We start from the raw sequence: 18806 nt of genomic DNA, 5'->3' as shown, positions 1-18806 counted from the left end.
AGTTGGCTGCGGACCCTCCTCTATGTGCGCGATGGGCTACTTGAGTTCCGGTGCAACGACGGCGGTGGGTGCCTTCGCCACACCGCCCGCGGTCTTGTTCGACCCGCGGCGCTCGATCCAGACCGCTATCCGGGAAACCGTGATGTTGATCGCGATATAGATTGCGGCGGCGACGAAAAAGATGGGGAACAGGAACGCGTTACCCAGGAAGTCCGCCATGACCTGCACGGCCCGGAGCAGTTCGCCGTAGGCCACGATGTAGCCCAGCGAGGTGTCCTTCAGGAGGACCACCAGCTGGGCAACCAGTGACGGCATCATGCGCCGGATAGCCTGGGGCAGCTCGATCAGCATCCGGGACTGGAAGCTGGTCAGGCCAATGGTCAGGCCTGCCTCCCGCTGGCCCTTGGGCAGCGACTGGATGCCTGCCCGGATGATCTCCGCGAAGATCGCGGCGTTGTAGAGGACCAGCCCGGCGATCACTGCGATGAACGAGCTGGTGCCGAACACCAGCAGGACGAACAGCATCATCAGGACAACGGGCATGCCACGCAGGAACTCCAGCACCACCCGGGTGGGGATCCGGATCCAGGCGACCAGGGAGATGCGCAGCAGGCACAGCATCAGGCCCAGCGGGAAAGCAATGACAGCCGCGATGGCGGCGGCGCTGAGGGTGGCCCCGATGCCGTTGCCAAGCAGTGTCCAGACATCAGCCCGGGTGAAGATGGCCCAGCGGCGGCCTTCGAAAATACCCTGCTGCGCGAGCGTCATGATGATGAAGGCCAACAGGCCCAGGATGATCACTGTTCCGATGATGGAACCGATGAGGGAGATCCGGCGGGCCTTCGGGCCCGGTACGTCGTAGAGGACTGAAGTCATCGGGCAATCGCCACCTTTCGTTCCACCGTGCTGGCAAGGATGCCCAGCGGGACGGTGAGCAGCAGATAGAAGAATGCCACGCCGAGCAGCACGGCCATGACCTGGTCACCGTTGGCGTTGGCCATCTGGCGGCCGTAGCCGAACAGTTCAAGCACGAAGAACGCACCGGCCACCGAGGAGTTCTTGACCAGGGCGATCAGGATGTTGATCAGCGGCGGGATCACGGTCCGAAGGGCTTGCGGCAGGATGATGAGCGAGAGGACCTGGCCGAACTTCATGCCGATGCTGCGAGCTGCCTCGGCCTGGCCGATGGGGACGCTGTTGACGCCCGAGCGGACGGCTTCGGCGATGAATGCCGCGGTGTAGGCACTGAGCGCGATGATGGCTGCGATCTCAAACTGCTCAAACTTAACGCCGAGGCGGGGGAGGACAATCGCTGCGAAGAAGAAGGCAATGGTCAGGGGTGTGTTGCGGAGGACTTCCACGTACACGGTGCTGAATCCGCGGAGGGCCGCTATGGGGGAGACCCGGGCAGCAGCCAGGAGTGTTCCGACAATGAGCGCGATGATCCCGGAGACGACAGAGAGGAAGAGGGTGCGCAGAAGGCCTTCCCAGTAGAGGGGGAGGTTGTGAATGATGACGTCCATAGGATCCTTCGGCTCTGGGCGTAGTGGGCGTAAACCAGGCTGGCACCTTCCGGGGCGTCCGCTGTGATGCGTACGCCCCGGAAACTGCGGAGGCTACAGGGTAGCGGTGCTGCCTAGTAACGGACGATGGCAGGAAGCTCAGGGGCGGTCTTGATGACCGAACCTGCGGTGGCTTCCCATGCCTTCTTGTAGGACCCGTCCTTGGCGAATGCCTCAAGCTGGTCGTCGATCCAGTTGCGGAACTCGGCGTCGTCCTTCTTCAGGCCGATGCCGTAGGGCTCCTTGGTGAAGGTCTCATCCGAGGCAAGCTTGAAGGCGTCCGGTTCCTTGTCCACAAAGCCGGCCAGGATCACGTTGTCCGTGGTGATGGCTTCAACCTGCTTGTTGCGCAGCGGCTCGAGGCAGGCGGAGTAGGTCGCTGCCGGAACGAGTTCGGCTCCGTACTTGTCGACGATGGTGGCGGCCGGGGTGGAGCCGGTCACGGAGCAAACCTTCTTGCCCTTGACATCTTCAGGCTTCTTGATGGTGTTGTTGTCCTTGTTGACCATGAGGGCCTGGCCGGCTTCGTAGTACGGGCCCGCAAAGCTGACAACCTGCTTGCGCTTGTCGTTGATGGTGTACGTGGCGATGACGAGGTCAACCTTGCCCTGTTCGATGAAGGGTTCGCGGTTGGCCGACACGGTCTCGGACCACTCGATCTTGTCCGCCGGGATACCCAGCTTGGCAGCAATGAGTTTGCCCATTTCCACGTCAAACCCAACGGGCTTTCCGTCCAGGCCGACCTGGCCGAAGAGGGGCTGATCGTACTTCGTGCCGATCTTGATGGTGCCTGCGCTGGAAAGCTTCGCCATGGTGGTGCCTGCGGCAAACGACGGCTTCTCGGCAACCGTCGGGTTGGTCGTTGTGCCGGGGGTAGAGCCGCCACATGCGCTCAGGGACAGTGCCAGGGCGGCGCTGGCCGCCACGAAGAACGACTTCCGGCGGGTCATAAATGCCATCATGACATTCCTTTCATTGGTGGGCCGCAAGTCGCGGCCCGGATGCGAGTTGGAGTGGGTAATGGGTGCTGGAAAAATCAGTGGGTGAGCAGCTTGGACAGGAAGTCCTTGGCGCGGTCGCTCTTCGGGTTGGTGAAGAATTCCTCTGGGGTGGCGTCCTCGACGATCTGGCCGTCGGCCATAAACACCACGCGGTCAGCAGCCTTCCGGGCGAAGCCCATTTCGTGCGTGACCACCACCATGGTCATGCCTTCCTTCGCCAACTGGATCATGACGTCCAGGACCTCGTTGATCATTTCGGGGTCCAGCGCCGAGGTGGGCTCATCGAAGAGCATGACCTTGGGCTTCATGGCCAGGGCGCGGGCAATGGCCACACGCTGCTGCTGGCCGCCCGAAAGCTGGGCCGGGAGCTTGGGCGCCTGGTGACCGACGCCCACGCGCTCCAACAGGGCCATGGCTTCCTTGTCCGCCTGCCCTTTGGCCACCCCTTTGACCTTGATGGGGCCCAGGGTCACGTTCTCAAGAATCGTCTTGTGCGCGAAAAGGTTGAAGGACTGGAAAACCATGCCGACGTCGGCGCGCAGCTGAGCCAGCTCCTTGCCTTCTTCCGGCAGCACTTTGCCGTCAATGCTGATGGTGCCGCCCTCAATCGTTTCCAGGCGGTTGATGGCACGGCACAGTGTGGACTTGCCCGAGCCTGAGGGCCCGATGACAACCACCACCTCGCCCTTCTTGACCTGAAGATTGATGTCCTTCAGAACGTGCAGCTGGCCATAATGCTTATTCACACCATTCAGGGAGACGAGCGCGTCGCCGGGCACATGAGTAGTCATAAGAAGAATCTAGCGAACAAAGACTGCTTATGACGGGAATCACGCCATGTTCCCGCGGAATCGTGATTCAAGAGATACCTGCCGCGGCAACGGGACGGGGGCACTAGCCTAGGGGGATGAGCATCAACGCAGATCCGGCAAAATCCACTCAGCCGCGCCGTAAGGGTCCCCTTGAACTGCGCCGCAAACAGGCAGCTGTGGAAATGTCCGATCAGCATTTGCTTGATACCAAGGGCGCAGGACAGTTCGTCCACTCTGATCCGTGGCGCGTCCTGCGGATCCAAAGCGAATTCGTGGAAGGTTTCGGAGCGCTCGCGGACCTGGGGCCGGCTGTCAGCGTGTTCGGTTCGGCGCGCACCAAACCCGGGAGCCCGTTCTATGAAATGGGTATGGCGGTGGGGCGTCACCTCGCGGCCGCCGGGGTAGCCGTCATCACCGGCGGAGGCCCGGGGTCCATGGAGGCGGCCAACCGCGGCACCGTGGAGGGGAACGGTGTGTCCGTTGGGCTGGGCATTGAACTGCCGTTCGAGCAGGGCCTGAACCAGTGGGTGGACCTCGGCATCAACTTCCGTTACTTCTTTGCCCGGAAGACCATGTTCGTCAAATATGCCCAGGGCTTCATCGTCCTGCCCGGTGGACTGGGGACCCTGGATGAACTTTTTGAGGCCATGGTCCTGGTCCAGACCCGGAAAGTGACGTCCTTCCCGATCGTGCTTCTGGGCGTGGACTTTTGGGGGCCGATGATCGAATGGATCCGCGGCACGCTGGTGGCCGAGGGCATGGTCTCGGAAAAGGACCTGGATCTGATCCAGGTGGTGGACGATCCCGCTGAAGCCGTGGACCTGGTGCTGCATGGCCCGGTTCCCACCCCCTCAAGCAACGGGGAACAGCGGCCCGAATAGTCCGTGGGCGGTGATCTGGCACGATGGGTGCTGTGAGTTTTTTCCTGGTTTTCATCGCCGTTGTGCTGGTCGGTGCCACGATTTGGGCCGGTGTCGGTGGTTCCCACAGCATCCTGGCCGGCTTCCGGCGCATCACCGGCCGGGATTCCAGCCCCGCACCTGCGGCCGACCCCCCGGGCGCGGAGCTGCTCTATGGCGGATTCGCCCAGCCCCCGGCCAACCTGCCGCCGGTGCTGCTGCCCGCGGACGCGGCACCGGCCGACGTCGATAACGTCCGGTTCTCCCTGGGCCTGCGGGGCTACCGGATGGATCAGGTGGACCAGGTCCTGGACGAACTGCGGGACCAACTGGCGTCCAAGGACGCCGAACTGGCGGAACTGCGGGCCCGGCTGCTCGATGCGGAACGGGCCGCTGCCCCGGAGGCCGGCGCTTGAGCGCTGACACGGGGGACAGGACGGGCCCGACGGCGGCGGTCGCTTCCCTGCGGGCCCGCGCCGCCGGTGCCATCGGGCGGTGGCCGTGGTGGCTCCAGGTAGCCGTCCTCTACGTCGCGGCCCGCCTGGTCAGTGCCTGCATTTTTGTTGCCGCTGCCCGGCATCAGGGGCCCAATCCCTGGCTACCCTCCAAACCTGATTACTGGAATTTCATCAACATTTGGGATGCGCGGTGGTACGGCCGGATCATCACTGACGGGTACCCCTCGTCGTTGCCCACCGATGCAGCGGGCAATGTGCAGGAAAACGCCTGGGCCTTCTACCCGCTCTTCCCCGCGCTGGGCCGGATGCTGTCAGAGGTGACCGGGGCCAGCCCGGCGGCGGGTCTGACGGTTGTGGCGATGCTCGCGGGCCTTGCGGCCGCCCTTGCCGTTTACTCCCTGTTCCGGCACAGGGCATCACATGGCACGGCCCTGTGGGGAACGGCGTTCTTCGCCACCTTTCCCGCCTCGGCCATCCTTCAGGTTCCGTACGCGGAACCGCTTACCATCCTCCTGCTGGCCATCACGCTGTTGCTGGTTATCCGGCAGCGTTACGGGTGGGCCATGCCGGCGGTGGTGCTCCTGTGCCTGTCCCGCCCCGTGGGCGTCCCGTTTGCGGTCATGCTGGGAGTACTCCTGATCGCCGGGGCCGCGGAACGGATCCGCAATGGCCCCGAGGGATCCCACAGCATCCGCGGGCTGGTGTCCCTTGCCGGGCTCACTGCCGTATGCGGCGCAGCGGCCCTCTCCTGGCCCGTCGCGGCATGGGTTGCCACCGGCGACATGGCCGCCTATACCAAGACTGAAACCGTTTGGCGCGGCCACAGCCTGGTGCCCTTCAAACCATGGTTCGATACCGGCGTGGACCTGTTCGGCCCGGTCCTGGGTATCCTGGCGCCGTTCGTTTTTGCGGGACTCTTTGCACTCCTGCTTTTCGCCCGGCCGGTGCTGCGGCTCGGCACGGAGCTGCGCTTGTGGTGCGCGTGCTACATGGGGTACCTCCTGGTATTCCTGGACCCCCAGACCAGTACATTCCGCATGCTGCTCCCGCTGTTTCCGCTGGCACTCGGGGCGGCGATGCTGTCCCGTTCGAAGGCGTACCGCGGCACCGTCCTGACCATGTTTGTCCTGCTCCAGGTCGTGTGGATTGTCTGGCTCTGGGCATGGGCGCCGCTTCCGGGTGGCGGCGATTATCCCCCGTGACGGTAAGCGGTCCCGCGCCCCGGGATCGGAGAATCCGACGCGGCCGTAAATGTCCATCGATTAGCTACGTGCGGGTAATTACAGGATAATAGGGAGTAAGCAGGGACAACAGGATTCAGAATGTTCAGCAATGGCGGCATCAGTACGGGCCGCCATAGCGGCTTGATTTGACCACGCGGACACAGCCCGCCCGGGCTGCTATGTCCTGGGACTAAATGGAGGGGAAATTCCTCATGGCGGCTATGAAACCACGCACGGGCGACGGCCCTATGGAAGTCACCAAGGAGGGCCGCAGCCTGATCATGCGCGTACCGCTCGAAGGCGGCGGACGGCTTGTGGTGGAACTCAACGCTGCTGAGGCGGCCAACCTTAAGGAATGCCTCGTGGGCGTTACCGAATAATTTCGGGACCGGTTGATCCCGTGGGGCGAGGGTCCGCAGCTACAGGCTGCGGGCCCTGTTCTGTTTTTTGACGGTGCGGTTTTTTGACGGTGCTGTTTTTTGACTGTTCTATCTCTTGACGGCGACCAGCAGGCCGTCGCCGGTAGGCAGCATGGCAGAGGCGAGGCGGTCGTCGTCGCGGATCGTTTTGCCCACCTGACGCAAAACCACGGTGTTGGCCTCGCGGGCGGCAGGGTTGGCGACGCGGTCCTTGTCCAGGGCGTCGTTGATGATCAGCAGCCCCCCGGTCTTCAGGAGCCGGACCGCCTGCTCCACGTACCCGGGCAGGCCGGGCTTGTCGGCGTCAATGAAGACCAGGTCATAGGCGGCATCGGTCAGGCGGGGCAGGACGTCGCCCGCCCTGCCGGAGATGGTCCGGGTGCGGTTCGCCGGGCTGCCGGCCTCCGAAAACGCCTCGCGGGCAGCCTTCAGGTGCTCCACATCAACGTCGATGGTGGTGAGCACCGCGTGCGGACCCAGGCCCCGCAGAATGCAGACACCGGAGACGCCCGCCCCTGTTCCGATTTCGACGGCGGTCTGGGCTTTGGACCCTGCAGCCAGCACCGTCAGGACAGCACCGACGCCGGTCCCGATCGGGGTCACCCCCAGCTCGAAGGACCGCTCCCTGGCACGCACCATGACTTCGTCCTCGGCGGGCAGATCTTCAGCATAGGACCAGCTCGTGGACTTGTCGGCGCTCATGGGGGATTCGCTTTCTAGGCGCAGGGGAGTGTTTAGTACAGCCTACTGTGTCCGGTGGTGCGGGCAGTGGAAGTAATCCTTTGCGCCGTCGGCTGAAGGGCTGCTCTGATCAGGAAATTCCCAGTCAACTTTGAAATGATGGAGATCCGCTCATCCGCGAGGTGATCGGCGCCGAACCAGAGATGTCAACAGTATCCGGGCGATAGCAATCCACGATGGGAGTGGACGATGTCAGCATCAGATGTGACACCTGTCCCTGCAACAGAACTTTCCGCCGCCTGGGTCAGGCCGACCTGGGAAGAAGTGGTGGCCAACCACTCCGCGAAGGTGTACCGGCTCGCGTACCGGCTGACCGGAAACAAGTTCGACGCCGAGGACCTCACCCAGGAAGTGTTCGTGCGCGTCTTCCGCTCCCTGGAGAACTTCAAGCCGGGAACCCTCGACGGCTGGCTGCACCGGATCACCACCAACCTGTTCCTGGACCAGGCACGCCGCAAGAGCCGGATCCGCTTCGATGCTCTGGGCGAGGATGCGGAGGCCCGGATCCCCGGGCGCGAGCCCGGTCCGGAGCAGAGCTTCGAGCTGAACAACCTGGACCTTGATGTTCAGGCCGCCCTGGAGGAGCTGCCGCCGGACTTCCGCGCCGCCGTCGTCCTGTGCGACTTGGAAGGCCTTTCCTATGATGAAGTGGCCGCGGCACTGGGAGTAAAGCTTGGCACCGTGCGTTCACGGATCCACCGGGGCCGGACCATGCTCCGCGAGAAACTGGCACACCGGGATCCCCGGCCGCAGCAGGGCCGGAAGCCAAAGCTGTCGCTGCCGCGCATCGCCAGCATCCTCTGATCGGCACCATGACGCCTCAGAACCCTTTTGGCCGCCGGCACCACCGCGGAGCAGAACACCTGCAGTGCTGCACGGAGTGCGCTGCGACCGTCCAGCGCGAACGTCAATACATCGAGCGGCTCCGTGAATCGGCCGTGCCCCCGGCCAGCGATGATCTGACAGCCCGCCTGCTGGCCCGGACCCACCTGCTCGCGGCCGCACCGGAACCTGCCCAGAGCCGGCACCCCGGAGTGCGGGCACTTGCCCTCGCCGCCGGCGGGACGGCTGCCGCGGCCGGGATTCTTGCCGTCGGCGCATTCGCGCTGGCAGGAGACACCCTACCCGCGGCGGGCGCGGCTATGAATGGCAGCCTGATGCAGCACGCCACCCAGCTGCCCGCCGACGGCAGGGCGCTCACGGCCCCGCAGCTGTCTGCGCTTCGTGCCGAAGGGTGGGTGTGCCCGGGGCTGGAGTCGCTGGGTTTCCGGATCCGCAGTGCCAACGCCGTCACACGCAACGGCATGCCGGCCGTGGAGCTGCACCTTTCGGACGGGCAGCACTACGCCACCGTGGTGGAACAGCACCCCACCGCTCCGCCCTCGTCCACCGGCGAATTTGAGGTGACCGGCACGGCTCCCTGGACGGCTACGTATGCCACGTCCGCGGGCACGTTCTCCGTGGAGTCCGACCTCCCCGCAGACCGCGCCGAGGCCACGCTCCCGGTGTTCCAGCGGCTCAGTTCAGTGGCGGCGGAAGGTGTTGAGGCCGACGCCGGCATCGCGCCAGGGGCGGCCTCCCCGGTTGTCGGTGAGGAATCGCCGGCGGCCAGGCTGGAACGGGGAATCCGCAAATTTGGAGAGATTTTGGCGGGGTAATGTTGGCACGTACCCGGCCCGGCGGACACGAATCGTCAGAGCGGCTTCGGAGAGGGTAATCTTCCTAACGTGTTTGGAATCAACGGCCCTGAGTTCTTTGTGCTCCTGATCATCGGCATCCTGGTGATCGGTCCCCAACGGCTGCCCGAATACACCCAGAAGCTGGCGAACCTGGTCAAGGAAGTCCGCCGGATGGCCTCCGGGGCCCGCGAGCAGATCAAAGAAGAAGTGGGGATCGACATCGACGATGTCGACTGGAAGAAGTACGATCCCCGGCAGTACGATCCGCGCCGCATCATCAAGGAAGCGCTGCTGGACGACGACACCAAACCCGTCAGCTCCGGGGCTCCCGCCGCTGTGGCCGCTGCCTCAGGCGCCGCGGTGGCTGCCGCAGGCCATGCACCGGCCCGGCCCCAACGCGTGGTCCAGACTTTGCCGCCGGGCGCAGCAGCTCCGTTCGACACCGAGGCCACGTAGCCGTTTCCCGGTGCGGCGGTTCAGCGCGGCTGCAGGCCTAGTTTCATGCCCGGCAGGCCCCGTGGTTTGGCGGCGAGCTTCCCCGCGATGGCGTTTAGGGCAACGGCCGCCGGCGTTTCCGGCCGGCCAAGCACAATCGGCTCACCGGCATCGCCGCCCTCACGCAGCAGGATGTCCAACGGGATCTGTCCCAGCAGCGGAACGTCGGTGCCCACCGTCGCAGTGAGCCGTTCGGCGAGGACCGCCCCGCCGCCGCTTCCAAACAGTTCCATCCTCCCGCCGTCGGGCATTTCCAGGTAGGACATGTTCTCGATGACGCCGGCCACCGACTGCCCCGTTTGGGTCGCGATGGCGCCCGCGCGCTCGGCGACGTCGGCTGCCGCGGCCTGGGGTGTTGTCACCACCAAAATCTCGGCCTTGGGCAGCAGCTGGGCCACTGAAATGGCGATGTCGCCGGTGCCGGGCGGGAGGTCCAGGAAGAGGGCGTCAAGGTCGCCGAAGTAGACGTCGGTGAGGAACTGCTCCAAGGCGCGGTGGAGCATGGGCCCCCGCCAGGCAACAGGCTGGTTGCCACTGACAAACATGCCGATGGAGATGACCTTCACGCCGTAAGCCACGGGGGGCAGGATCATGTCGTCCACACGGGTGGGCGGCTGGGTGATGCCCATGAGCCCCGGGACGGAAAAGCCGTAAACGTCCGCGTCCACAATGCCAACGCGGAGGCCCTGGGCAGCGAGGGAACACGCGAGATTGACGGTGAGGGAAGACTTGCCCACGCCGCCCTTTCCGCTGGCAACGGCGAAGACCTTCGTCAGCGACCCGGGCTCGTTAAACGGAATGCCGCGCTGGCTCCCGGCGCCGCGCAGTTGCTCCTTCAAGGCATCACGCTGAGCCTGGTTCATCACCTTCAGGTCAACCTCCACGGCCGTCACACCCGGCACGGCGGACAGCGCCCGTTCGGAGTCCGCCGTGATGGTGCCCCGCAGCGGGCAGCCGGCGATGGTGAGCAGCACAGCAAGTTTCACCCTGCCGCCGGCATCAACGTCCACCGATTCCACCATGCCCAGTTCCGTGATGGGACGGCGGAGCTCAGGATCGATGACGGTGGCCAGTGCAGCGTGGACTGCCTGCTCCAAGGTGTTGCTCATGCGGGCAGGGCTCAGCTTTCCGGGGTAGTGGTGTGCTTCGGGGCGGCCGGGACTTGCTCTGTGCTCCCGCCGGACGTGGCCCCGGTGGCGGCGTGGCCGGGTTTGGTCCGCGGCAGCTGCTGTGTGCGGGGGCCCCGCTGTTTGTCGCGTTTTTCCTTCAGCTTTTCCTTGACCTTGTCGCGGGGCGACTCGTGGCTGGCGGAGCCGGCGGGATCGTGGGTACGCAACTCCTCCTGCGCTTCGAGTAAGTCCTCCAGGAGCGATCGCAGCTCGGCGCGGACATAATCGCGCGTGGCCACTTCCCGCAGGGCGATGCGCAGCGAAGCGAGCTCGCGGGTGAGGTACTCGGTGTCCGACAGGTTGCGCTCCGCACGCTGCCGGTCCTGCTGGAGTGACACCCTGTCCCGGTCGTCCTGCCGGTTCTGGGCAAGCAGCAACAGGGGGGCGGCATAGGACGCCTGCAGGGACAGCATAAGCGTGAGCAACGTGTAGCCCAGCGCCTGCGAGTCAAACTGCCACTGTTCCGGCGCAAACGTGTTCCAGCCAAGCCAGACCACCACGAAGATTGTCATGTACACCAGGAACTGCGGCGTACCCATGAATCGGGCGAAGCCTTCGGTGGCATGGCCAAAGGCGTCAGGGTTGGGTGCGAATTTCGGCAGCATTCGCTGCCGGCCGCTCAACGGCGTATCCAGGCCGCCCTTGGCAGGAACTTTGGCGGAGCCGCGCTGAGTGGAGTTTTTTGGCTGGGTGAAATTCTTTGAGGGGCCGGTCTCAGCCAATGCGGCCTCCAAGTTTTCTTATCGGGGCTTCGCCATCATAGGCGCGCCAATCATCCGGCAACAGATGATCCAGGACGTCATCAACAGTCACCGCCCCCACGAGGCGGCCGTCGTCGTTGACCACGGGAAGGGAGTTCAGGTTGTAGGTTGCCAGGGTCCGGGCGACTTCACTGATGTGGGCCTGGTCGGACAGCGGCTCAAGGTTTTTATCCACCAGGTTCCCCAGCGGTTCAAACGGCGGGAACCGCAGGAGCTGCTGGATGTGAACCACCCCCAGGAAACGTCCGGTGGGCGTCTCCAGCGGTGGCCGGGCAATAAAGATCGATGAGGCCAGGGCGGGGGACAGCTCCTCGCGCCGGACGTGGGCGAGGGCTTCGGCCACCGTTGCCTCAGGGGGAAGGATGACCGGGACCGGCGTCATCAGGCCACCGGCGGTGTCTTCATCGTATTCGAGCAGACGCCGGACGTCCTCGGCGCCCTCGGGTTCCATCAGCTGCAGCAGCTGCTCCGCCTGGGCCGAAGGCAGCTCACCGAGAAGGTCTGCGGCGTCGTCCGGGTCCATCTCTTCCAGGACATCGGCTGCGCGCTGGAGGTCGAGGGCCGAAAGGATCTCCACCTGATCGTCCTCCGGGAGCTCCTGCAGGACATCGGCGAGCCGTTCGTCCTGGAGCTCGCTGGCCACCTCGAAGCGCCGCTTGTCGCTCATCTCCTGCAGCGCATCGGCAAAGTCCGCAGGTTTGAGGTCCTCATGGTTGGCCACGAACTGGGTGGCCGCCTGCGGTTCGGTCCGCGGACCCTGCAGGGCGTCAGCCCAGTCGATGATCATGGTCTCGTTGCGCCGCAGCCGGCTAAGCGGGGACAGCGAATGGCCGCGGCGGACGAAAAGTTTGCTGACGAACCAGTCACCGGAGCGGTGCTGGTCCATGGCGATGTCCTCGATGGTGGCATCGCCGCTGCCGTCCCGGAGGGTGACCCGGCGGTCAAACATTTCGGCGACCACCAGGGTCTCCGCGCCGCGCTGCTCAAAGCGGCGCAGGTTGACCAGCCCGGTACAGATGATCTGGGTCTGGTCGATCGAGGTAATACGGGTCATGGGAACAAAAACGCGCTTCTTGCCGGGAACTTCGACGACGATGCCCACCACATGCGGTGCGCCCCGGCTGCCGCGGGAGAGCACCACAACATCGCGCAGCCGGCCCAGGCGGTCGCCCAAGGGGTCGAAGACATCAAGACCCAGAAGGCGGGCCACAAAGACGCGCGAAAGATTTGTACTCACGCCTACAGGCTACCGAGTCTGCTCTCTTTTAGCTGAATTTCAGGCGGCACACATGCTGATGGGCAAGAATGGGTGTATGTCAAACATCTTTGGTGCTCCCAAGGCCGGTAGCCCTAACGGGCCCGACGACGCCCGCATGGTTCCGGTCGGTGACACCGTCGGCTCGTACACCTCCTATCTGGATGCCCAGAAAGCGGTGGACTACCTCGCAGACCAGCAGTTCCCGGTCCAGATGGTGTCCATCGTGGGTAACGAACTCAAAATGGTGGAGCGGGTCACCGGCCGCCTCAGCTACCCCCGGGTGGCGCTCTCCGGCGCACTCAGCGGTATGTGGTTCGGCCTGTTTGTCGGCGTCATGCTGTCCTTCTTCGCCCCGTCCGCCGGCTCCTTCTCCATCCTGGCGTCGGTGCTGATGGGCGCCGCCTTCTTTATGCTGTTCGGCATCGTCACCTACGCCATGCAAAGGGGCAAGCGCGACTTCACCTCGACCAGCCAGGTGGTGGCCACGAACTACGACGTTGTGGTGTCCGTGGAAGCCGCCCATGAGGCCCGCAGGCTCCTGCAGCAGTTGCCGATGACGCGCTCAGACGCAGCAGCCACCCCCTACAGCGGACCGGGTTACCACAATCCGCAGTATGGCCAGCCGGGCCAGCAGCAGCCGCAACAACACGGCCAGCAGGGTCAGGCGCACCAGCCGGGACAGGCCCCCGCCCGGCCCGCTGGCTGGAATGACCCCTACGGTCAGCAGGGTGCCGGCCACACGGCAGAACCCGGGCAGCCTGCGCCCGCCGAGGATGCGCAGCAGCCGGCCAAGGCTCCCGTTGCAGCCGTCCGCTACCCCGACCTTCCTGACGGCCGGCCCCAGTACGGGGTCCGCGTCAGCGATCAGCCGGCCGCGGGCAGTGCAGGTCCCGGCCAGCACACCGCCGGTGAGCCCCACGCCCGGAACAACGCCCCGGCGGAATCCCCGAAGGATTCAGGCGAGCCCACGCCGTAGACGGCCCACCCGGGCAGTCCGTGCGGGCCCGCACGTCAACAGAAGAACTCCGTCCCCACCCGGCGATCTGCCGAAGGGACGGAGTTCTTTTTTGCGTGCCCGGCTGGAGGTTTTGCCGGACCTTTTTCCGGGCGCCGCTGCCGCTATGTGACGCTGCGGGCTACTTGACGCTGCCGCTATGTGACGCTGCGGGCTACTTGACACTGCCTGCCGTCAGGCCGCCCACGAGGTACTTCTGGAACATAAAGTACAGCACCACCACAGGGACGGCGCACACCAGCGATGCGGCCATCATCTGCGAATACACGGGGATCGCTCCGCCTTCAACCGCCGAGGCGAAGACCTGCAGCGCCACGGCCGCGGTGTGGGTGTCCGGCCGGGTGAAGACCGACGCGAACAGGACATCGTTCCAGCCAAGCAGGAAGGCGAAGATTGCAGAAACGATGATTCCGGGCCAGCTGAGCGGAATGATGATCCGGAACAGGATTCCAAGGTTGGAAGCGCCGTCGATGCGTGCCGCCTCCTCCAGTTCCCGCGGAAGTCCGCGCAGGTAGGTGACCATGACCCAGGTGGAGAACGGCAGGGCGAAGGTCAGGTAGGCGATGAAGAGCCCCCAGAGTGTACCGATGACCGTTACACCCAGGTAGGTTCCCGCCGAGGAGAACAGCACAAACACGGGCAGAAGCATGAGGGTTCCGGGAATGGACTGCAGGCCCAGCAGGCCCCGCAGAACCGTCAGGCGGCCCCGGAATTCGAACCTGACCAGGACATAGGCTGTGCCGATAGCCATCAGGGCGGAAACCACGGCCGTGGCACCGGAAACGATCAGGCTGTTCCCGATGGCCTTCGCCAGGCCCACCGAATCCCAGATCTTGCTATAGCTGTCCAGCGAGAAACTGCTTGGCCAGAACTCACCGCTGGCCACCCCGACGTCCGTGTTCAGGGACGCGAGGAAGATGTACAGGATGGGGATCAGCACCAGGGCACACAGCAGGACCGTGATGATGATCAGCAGCGGCTTCGGCATCAGGCGTGTGACTTCCAGGGCGGCGTCACGGCGGATGGGCTGCTTGGACTGCCGTTCGATAGGGTTCGCTGCGTCGAGGGTCATTTCTTTCCTCCCTCGTGCACGTCAAGCCTGACTGCGCGCAGGTAGATGAAGAGGGGGATGGCGATCAGTATCAGTGACACGACAGCCATGGCGGCGCTGAGGCCAAACCGGAAGCTCTGGAAGCTGGTGACGTAAACCAGGATCGGTAGTACGTTCACGTCCGACGGGGCCGGCGCGCCAAACAGGACGTAGGGGAGCGTGAAGTTATTGATGTGGTTCAAGGTGGCCAGCAGGAAGGCGAGCGAGACCGGGCCCTTCAAGTAGGGAAAGATCACGTAGCGCAGCTTGGTCCACCAGAGCGCACCGTCAAGGGCCGAGGCTTCGTGAACTTCGTGGTCAACGGCCTGCAGCCCGGAGAGGGCAAGCAGGTAGATGAACGGCCACGCCGCCCAGATTTCCACCCACACCAGCGTCCAGTACGAGTTGGGGCCGTTGAGCCAGAGCCCGCCGCCCATGCCCATATTGGTCAGTGTCACGTTCACGATGCCGTCCGGTTGCAGCATGGTCCGCCACACGCTGGCCACCACGAAGGACGGCAGGACGTAGGGAATCAGGAAGACCGAACGCACCAGCGCGCGGCCGCGGTAGGCGTTCTGCGTGACGACGGCGGCAGCGACGCCCAGGGGGATGGTCACCAGGGTTGAGATGACCGCGAAGGAAACGGACAGCCAGATCGAGCGGAGCAGGTCGCTGCTGGTTGCCGCTTCAATGTAGTTGTGGATGCCGATGAATTCGGCACTGACCCAGCGCCGCAGGCTGTACTGGTCCAGGTCGATCACGGACATCCAGATGCCCATGGCCAGCGGGATGAGGATGACGACCGTCATCAGGAACCCGCCGGGAATCAGCAGCCACAGCGGCCGGTTCTTTTCGCTGAGTGCCTTCCGGCGCTTTCCCCCGGGTGTGGAGCCGCCGGGTCCGGCGGCCGGCCCGGCCGCCGGACTGCTGTCCGACGGCCGGGGCTCGGTGACGCTGCTTGCCATGTTCCGTAACCTTCCGCAGTTCTCCGGTCGGCTTTACTTCTTGGCCCGGTCCAATGCCGTCTGCGACTTGGCCTGTTCGTCCTTGAGCCGCTGGGCGAGGTTGGCATCGCTGACGGCACCGGCGGACAGATCCGGAATGGACTGAACCACCACGTTGGTCAGCGAGAGCTGGACGTCGCCCCAGGCGCCACTGAAGGGAGTGGCCACGGACTTCGCACCGGAGTCGAGGGCAGGAGCGATCATTTCGTTGCTGGCGAGTTCCTTCGCCGCGTCGGCGTTGGCAGGAAGCTGGCCGAAGACCTTGAAGTAGTTGAGCTGGACATCCTTCTCGGTGATCATCTTGATGAACGCGAAGGCGAGGTCCTTCTGCTTCGAGTAGTCCGCCACCACAAGGTTGTCACCGGAAAGAATGCTGGCCGCCGGCTTGCCCCCGGAGGGGTTGGAGGTGGCGCCCGGCGGAACGGTGGGCATCAGGGCGTACTTGTACTTGCCCTTGACCGCGGAGGCGTCCAACGCGGGAATGGACAACGGGGAGGTCATAGGGAAGTAGGCGGCCTTGCCTGCTGCGAATGCTGCCAGTGCCTGCGGGTTGGCCCAGCCAACCGCGGCAGGGTCAACCACTTTGTCCTTGGTCACCCAGCCGAAGTAGGTCTCATAGGCCTTCTTGGTGATGGGATCGTCAAGGCGGACCTTGTTGCCGTCAATGATGGGATTGCCGGCCTGGATGGACATTGCCCAGATGTACTTCCAGGGATCGAAGTTGTCCTTGTAGGCCACGGCCACGCCGTACTGATCGCCCTTGGTGAGTTTCTTGGCCTGTTCGGCGAATTCGTCCCAGGTGGTGGCCGGCTTCTCGATGCCGGCGGCCGCCAGCAGTTCGGTGTTGTAGGCCATCACGAACGGCCGGCTCACGAAGGGGATGCCGATCTGGTTGTCCTTGTCGGGGCCGGAAATGCCCAAAGCCGCGGGAACGAACTTATCCTTGCCGCCAAGCTGGTTCCATTCGTTGTCACCGAGCTTGACGAAGGCCCCGGTGGAGTAGGCCGTTGGAGTGAAGGTGGTGCCCAGGCCGTAAACGTCGGGACCCTGCCCTGACACCACGGAAGTCTGGATCCGGGTCATTTCGTCGTTGGCGGTGGCGAACGTCTCCCACTGGATGTCGGCCCCGGTTTCGGCCTTGAACTTGGTGCTCATCTCCTTGAACCAGGCCTGCTGCTCCTGGGGATACTGCGCGGTCACGTTCATCAGGACGTTGAGCGTTTTCCCGGTGCCATCCACCTTGCCGCCCGTACCCCCGGTGCTGGTGCCGCCTGACCCGCCTGAGCCGCCACACGCGGCGAGCATCAGGACGGAAATGGTCGCGGCGGCAACAGCACCCAGGCGACGTGGTTTGGACATACCCATGAGACTTCTCCTTTGAAGACATACGCTGCGGCAGAGACCCGAGATGTAGATCACAGTCTACGATTTTGTTTCTCCGCGGCTAGCGTATTCACCGAAGTCAACCTTTGGCAAGCGATTGCCAAAAACTGTTATCGGAGCTTCACCCGGCGCAGGGCAGCCCTCAACGCCGGGGGCGGGGGTTTGCGCATTGCCTCAGGCGGCGCCCCCGTGCCCGGCGTGCTCGACCTCGTTGTAGATGCCGGCCATCCAGGACTCGACGTCGGCAGCCTTCCGGGGGAGTTCGGCACTGAGGTTGACCGGACCATCGGCCGTCATCAGGATGTCGTCCTCGATCCGCACGCCGATCCCGCGGTATTCGGCCGGGATGGCGAGATCTTCGTTCTTGAAGTACAGGCCGGGCTCGATGGTGAAGACCATGCCTGCAGTGAGGATGCCATCGAGGTAAAGCTCGCGCTTGGCCTGGGCACAGTCGTGGACGTCCAGTCCCAGGTGGTGGCTGGTGCCGTGCGGCATCCAGCGGCGGTGCTGCTGGCCCTCGACGCTGATGGCTTCCTCCACACTGACCGGCAACAAGCCCCACTCGGCGAGCCGTTCGGCCAGAACCGTGGTGGCGGCGGTGTGGATGTCCCGGAACCTGGTGCCGGGCCGGGCGGCGGCGAACCCGGCATCGGCGGCGTCCAGGACAGCTTCATAGACCTTGCGCTGAATGTCCGTGAACGTGCCGTTGGCAGGCAGGGTCCGGGTGACATCGGCGGTGTACAGCGAGTCGGCTTCGACGCCGGCATCGAGGAGCAGCAGGTCGCCGGCATGAATGCTCCCCGTGTTGCGGTTCCAGTGCAGCACCGTGGCGTTGTTGCCTGCGGCGGCGATGGTGTCGTAGCCCAGTTCGTTGCCGACTTCGCGGGCCCGCGCGAAGAAGGCGCCTTCCACCACGCGTTCGCCGCGGGCGTGCGTCAGTGCCCGGGGGAGGGACTTGACCACTTCCACAAAACCTTCAACCGTGGCTGCCACGGCTGTCTTCATCTGTTCCACTTCCCAGTCATCCTTGAGGAGCCGGAGCTCGGACAGGGCCTCGGAGAGTTTTTCGTCCAGCGCGTCCAGGACGGCGAGGTCCAGGTTCTCCGGATCCTTGGCGGTGTTGTAACGGACCGTATCCACCAGCGCGTCGATGTTCTCATCCACCTTGCGGACCAGCCGGATGGAGATGCCGCCGATTTCGGGGGCGCCCACGTTCTTCGTGATCGCCGTTTCCAGCGCATCAATGTGTGCCGTGGGCAGGCCAAGCAGGGCCTCGAACTCGGCGAGCGTGGGGCGCGCACCGATCCAGAACTCACCGGACCGGGAGTCTGCGTAGAACTGTTCCGTATCCCGTCCCGCGAGCGGACGGAAGTAAAGGGTGGCACGGTGGTTCCCGCCGTCGTCGCCCGTTCCTTCCTCAACCGGTTCCAGGATCAGGACGGCGTCCGGCTCATGGTCCAGCCCGAGCCCGGTCAGGTGCGCGAAGCCGGAGTGCGGGCGGAAGCGGTAATCGCAGTCGTTGGACCGGACCTTCAGCGGGCCCGCAGGGATGACCAGGCGTTCGCCGTTGAACTGGTCCGAGATCGCCCTGCGCCTGGCCGCGGCGTAGTCGGCCACGGCGTCACGGGCAGGCAGTTCCTGGCCACTGGGCGCCCAGTTGCTCGCCATAAAGGTCTTAAAGGCATCGGAACTGGGCCGCTGTGAGCGGTTGTTGACGCGCTCATCGAGCGGCTGGGAAGCAGAGTTCTGGGTGTTTTCGGCATCGTTCACGGCACCATCGTCTCACCAGCACCCTGACATGCGCGAACAACGGAGCCGATCCCGGGCCCGCGCGGTC

The 18806-nt window shown here is 64.6% G+C and carries 20 protein-coding genes; 8 read left to right on the top strand and 12 right to left on the bottom strand.

Annotation, left to right across the window (positions count from 1 at the left end; genetic code table 11):
- Nucleotides 1–36: 36 nt before the first annotated feature.
- The 4 genes from SBP01_RS13095 to SBP01_RS13080 form a co-directional block, all read right to left on the bottom strand.
- Nucleotides 37–876: an amino acid ABC transporter permease gene (locus SBP01_RS13095; RefSeq protein WP_275212368.1), complete on the bottom strand. Its 840-nt coding sequence runs from the start codon at nt 874–876 to the stop codon at nt 37–39.
- Nucleotides 873–1523: an amino acid ABC transporter permease gene (locus tag SBP01_RS13090; protein ID WP_275212369.1), complete on the bottom strand. Its 651-nt coding sequence runs from the start codon at nt 1521–1523 to the stop codon at nt 873–875. Before SBP01_RS13090 ends, SBP01_RS13095 begins: the two co-directional genes overlap by 4 nt.
- A 113-nt stretch (nt 1524–1636) precedes the next feature.
- Nucleotides 1637–2524, bottom strand: a complete 888-nt coding sequence (locus SBP01_RS13085) for a glutamate ABC transporter substrate-binding protein (protein ID WP_275212370.1) — start codon at nt 2522–2524, stop codon at nt 1637–1639.
- A gap of 74 nt (nt 2525–2598) precedes the next feature.
- Nucleotides 2599–3354, bottom strand: a complete 756-nt coding sequence (locus tag SBP01_RS13080) for an amino acid ABC transporter ATP-binding protein (RefSeq protein WP_275212371.1) — start codon at nt 3352–3354, stop codon at nt 2599–2601.
- Between the two features lie 116 nt (nt 3355–3470).
- Here SBP01_RS13080 and SBP01_RS13075 point away from each other — a divergent pair, with 116 nt between their 5' ends.
- The 4 genes from SBP01_RS13075 to SBP01_RS13060 all read left to right on the top strand — a co-directional run bounded on the left by SBP01_RS13075 (nt 3471) and on the right by SBP01_RS13060 (nt 6335).
- Nucleotides 3471–4256, top strand: a complete 786-nt coding sequence (locus SBP01_RS13075) for a TIGR00730 family Rossman fold protein (protein ID WP_275212372.1) — start codon at nt 3471–3473, stop codon at nt 4254–4256.
- A gap of 23 nt (nt 4257–4279) precedes the next feature.
- A complete protein-coding gene (locus SBP01_RS13070; protein ID WP_320536047.1) occupies nt 4280–4690 on the top strand; it encodes a DivIVA domain-containing protein in 411 nt (136 codons plus the stop codon).
- Nucleotides 4687–5934 (top strand): hypothetical protein, encoded by a 1248-nt coding sequence (locus tag SBP01_RS13065; protein WP_414004226.1) that lies wholly within the window; start codon nt 4687–4689, stop codon nt 5932–5934. Before SBP01_RS13070 ends, SBP01_RS13065 begins: the two co-directional genes overlap by 4 nt.
- A gap of 233 nt (nt 5935–6167) precedes the next feature.
- On the top strand, nt 6168–6335 hold the full coding sequence (locus SBP01_RS13060; protein ID WP_009357720.1) for a DUF3117 domain-containing protein: 168 nt from the start codon (nt 6168–6170) through the stop codon (nt 6333–6335).
- Nucleotides 6336–6443: 108 nt separating this feature from the next.
- Here the strand turns inward: SBP01_RS13060 and SBP01_RS13055 are convergent, their stop codons facing one another.
- Entirely contained in the window at nt 6444–7076 is a 633-nt protein-coding gene (locus tag SBP01_RS13055; protein ID WP_320536046.1) for an O-methyltransferase, read from the bottom strand.
- A gap of 228 nt (nt 7077–7304) precedes the next feature.
- On the opposite strand from SBP01_RS13055, the gene sigE reads away from it, so the two are divergent.
- The 3 genes from sigE (at nt 7305) to SBP01_RS13040 (ending at nt 9250) form a co-directional block, all read left to right on the top strand.
- Nucleotides 7305–7919, top strand: a complete 615-nt coding sequence (gene sigE / locus SBP01_RS13050; RefSeq protein ID WP_275212376.1) for an RNA polymerase sigma factor SigE — start codon at nt 7305–7307, stop codon at nt 7917–7919.
- A gap of 8 nt (nt 7920–7927) precedes the next feature.
- Nucleotides 7928–8773, top strand: a complete 846-nt coding sequence (locus tag SBP01_RS13045) for an anti-sigma factor (protein WP_320536045.1) — start codon at nt 7928–7930, stop codon at nt 8771–8773.
- A 69-nt stretch (nt 8774–8842) separates the two neighbouring features.
- On the top strand, nt 8843–9250 hold the full coding sequence (locus tag SBP01_RS13040) for a Sec-independent protein translocase TatB (protein ID WP_320536044.1): 408 nt from the start codon (nt 8843–8845) through the stop codon (nt 9248–9250).
- A gap of 20 nt (nt 9251–9270) precedes the next feature.
- Here the strand turns inward: SBP01_RS13040 and SBP01_RS13035 are convergent, their stop codons facing one another.
- The 3 genes from SBP01_RS13035 to SBP01_RS13025 form a co-directional block, all read right to left on the bottom strand.
- Nucleotides 9271–10398: an Mrp/NBP35 family ATP-binding protein gene (locus SBP01_RS13035; protein ID WP_320536043.1), complete on the bottom strand. Its 1128-nt coding sequence runs from the start codon at nt 10396–10398 to the stop codon at nt 9271–9273.
- 11 nt (nt 10399–10409) lie between these two features.
- Entirely contained in the window at nt 10410–11063 is a 654-nt protein-coding gene (locus tag SBP01_RS13030; protein WP_414004302.1) for a DUF1003 domain-containing protein, read from the bottom strand.
- Between the two features lie 109 nt (nt 11064–11172).
- Complete coding sequence (locus tag SBP01_RS13025; RefSeq protein ID WP_275212381.1) at nt 11173–12456, bottom strand: magnesium transporter MgtE N-terminal domain-containing protein; 1284 nt, start codon at nt 12454–12456, stop codon at nt 11173–11175.
- A 76-nt stretch (nt 12457–12532) separates the two neighbouring features.
- Here SBP01_RS13025 and SBP01_RS13020 point away from each other — a divergent pair, with 76 nt between their 5' ends.
- Complete coding sequence (locus tag SBP01_RS13020; protein ID WP_275212382.1) at nt 12533–13453, top strand: general stress protein; 921 nt, start codon at nt 12533–12535, stop codon at nt 13451–13453.
- Between the two features lie 193 nt (nt 13454–13646).
- Here the strand turns inward: SBP01_RS13020 and SBP01_RS13015 are convergent, their stop codons facing one another.
- The 4 genes from SBP01_RS13015 to SBP01_RS13000 form a co-directional block, all read right to left on the bottom strand.
- A complete protein-coding gene (locus SBP01_RS13015) occupies nt 13647–14480 on the bottom strand; it encodes a carbohydrate ABC transporter permease (protein WP_275212486.1) in 834 nt (277 codons plus the stop codon).
- An 80-nt stretch (nt 14481–14560) separates the two neighbouring features.
- Nucleotides 14561–15547 carry a carbohydrate ABC transporter permease gene (locus tag SBP01_RS13010; protein WP_275212383.1) on the bottom strand — a complete coding sequence of 329 codons (987 nt, stop codon included), beginning with the start codon at nt 15545–15547 and terminating at the stop codon, nt 14561–14563.
- 33 nt (nt 15548–15580) lie between these two features.
- A complete protein-coding gene (locus tag SBP01_RS13005) occupies nt 15581–16951 on the bottom strand; it encodes an ABC transporter substrate-binding protein (protein WP_414004225.1) in 1371 nt (456 codons plus the stop codon).
- Nucleotides 16952–17143: 192 nt separating this feature from the next.
- Nucleotides 17144–18739, bottom strand: a complete 1596-nt coding sequence (locus SBP01_RS13000) for an aminopeptidase P family protein (RefSeq protein WP_320536041.1) — start codon at nt 18737–18739, stop codon at nt 17144–17146.
- Nucleotides 18740–18806: the final 67 nt, after the last annotated feature.

The sequence above is a fragment of the Pseudarthrobacter sp. IC2-21 genome, assembly GCF_034048115.1.
Taxonomy (GTDB): Bacteria; Actinomycetota; Actinomycetes; order Actinomycetales; family Micrococcaceae; genus Arthrobacter; species Arthrobacter naphthalenicus.
The sequence above is the reverse complement of the archived record's forward strand: the minus strand, read 5'-3'. Positions and strand labels throughout refer to the sequence as shown.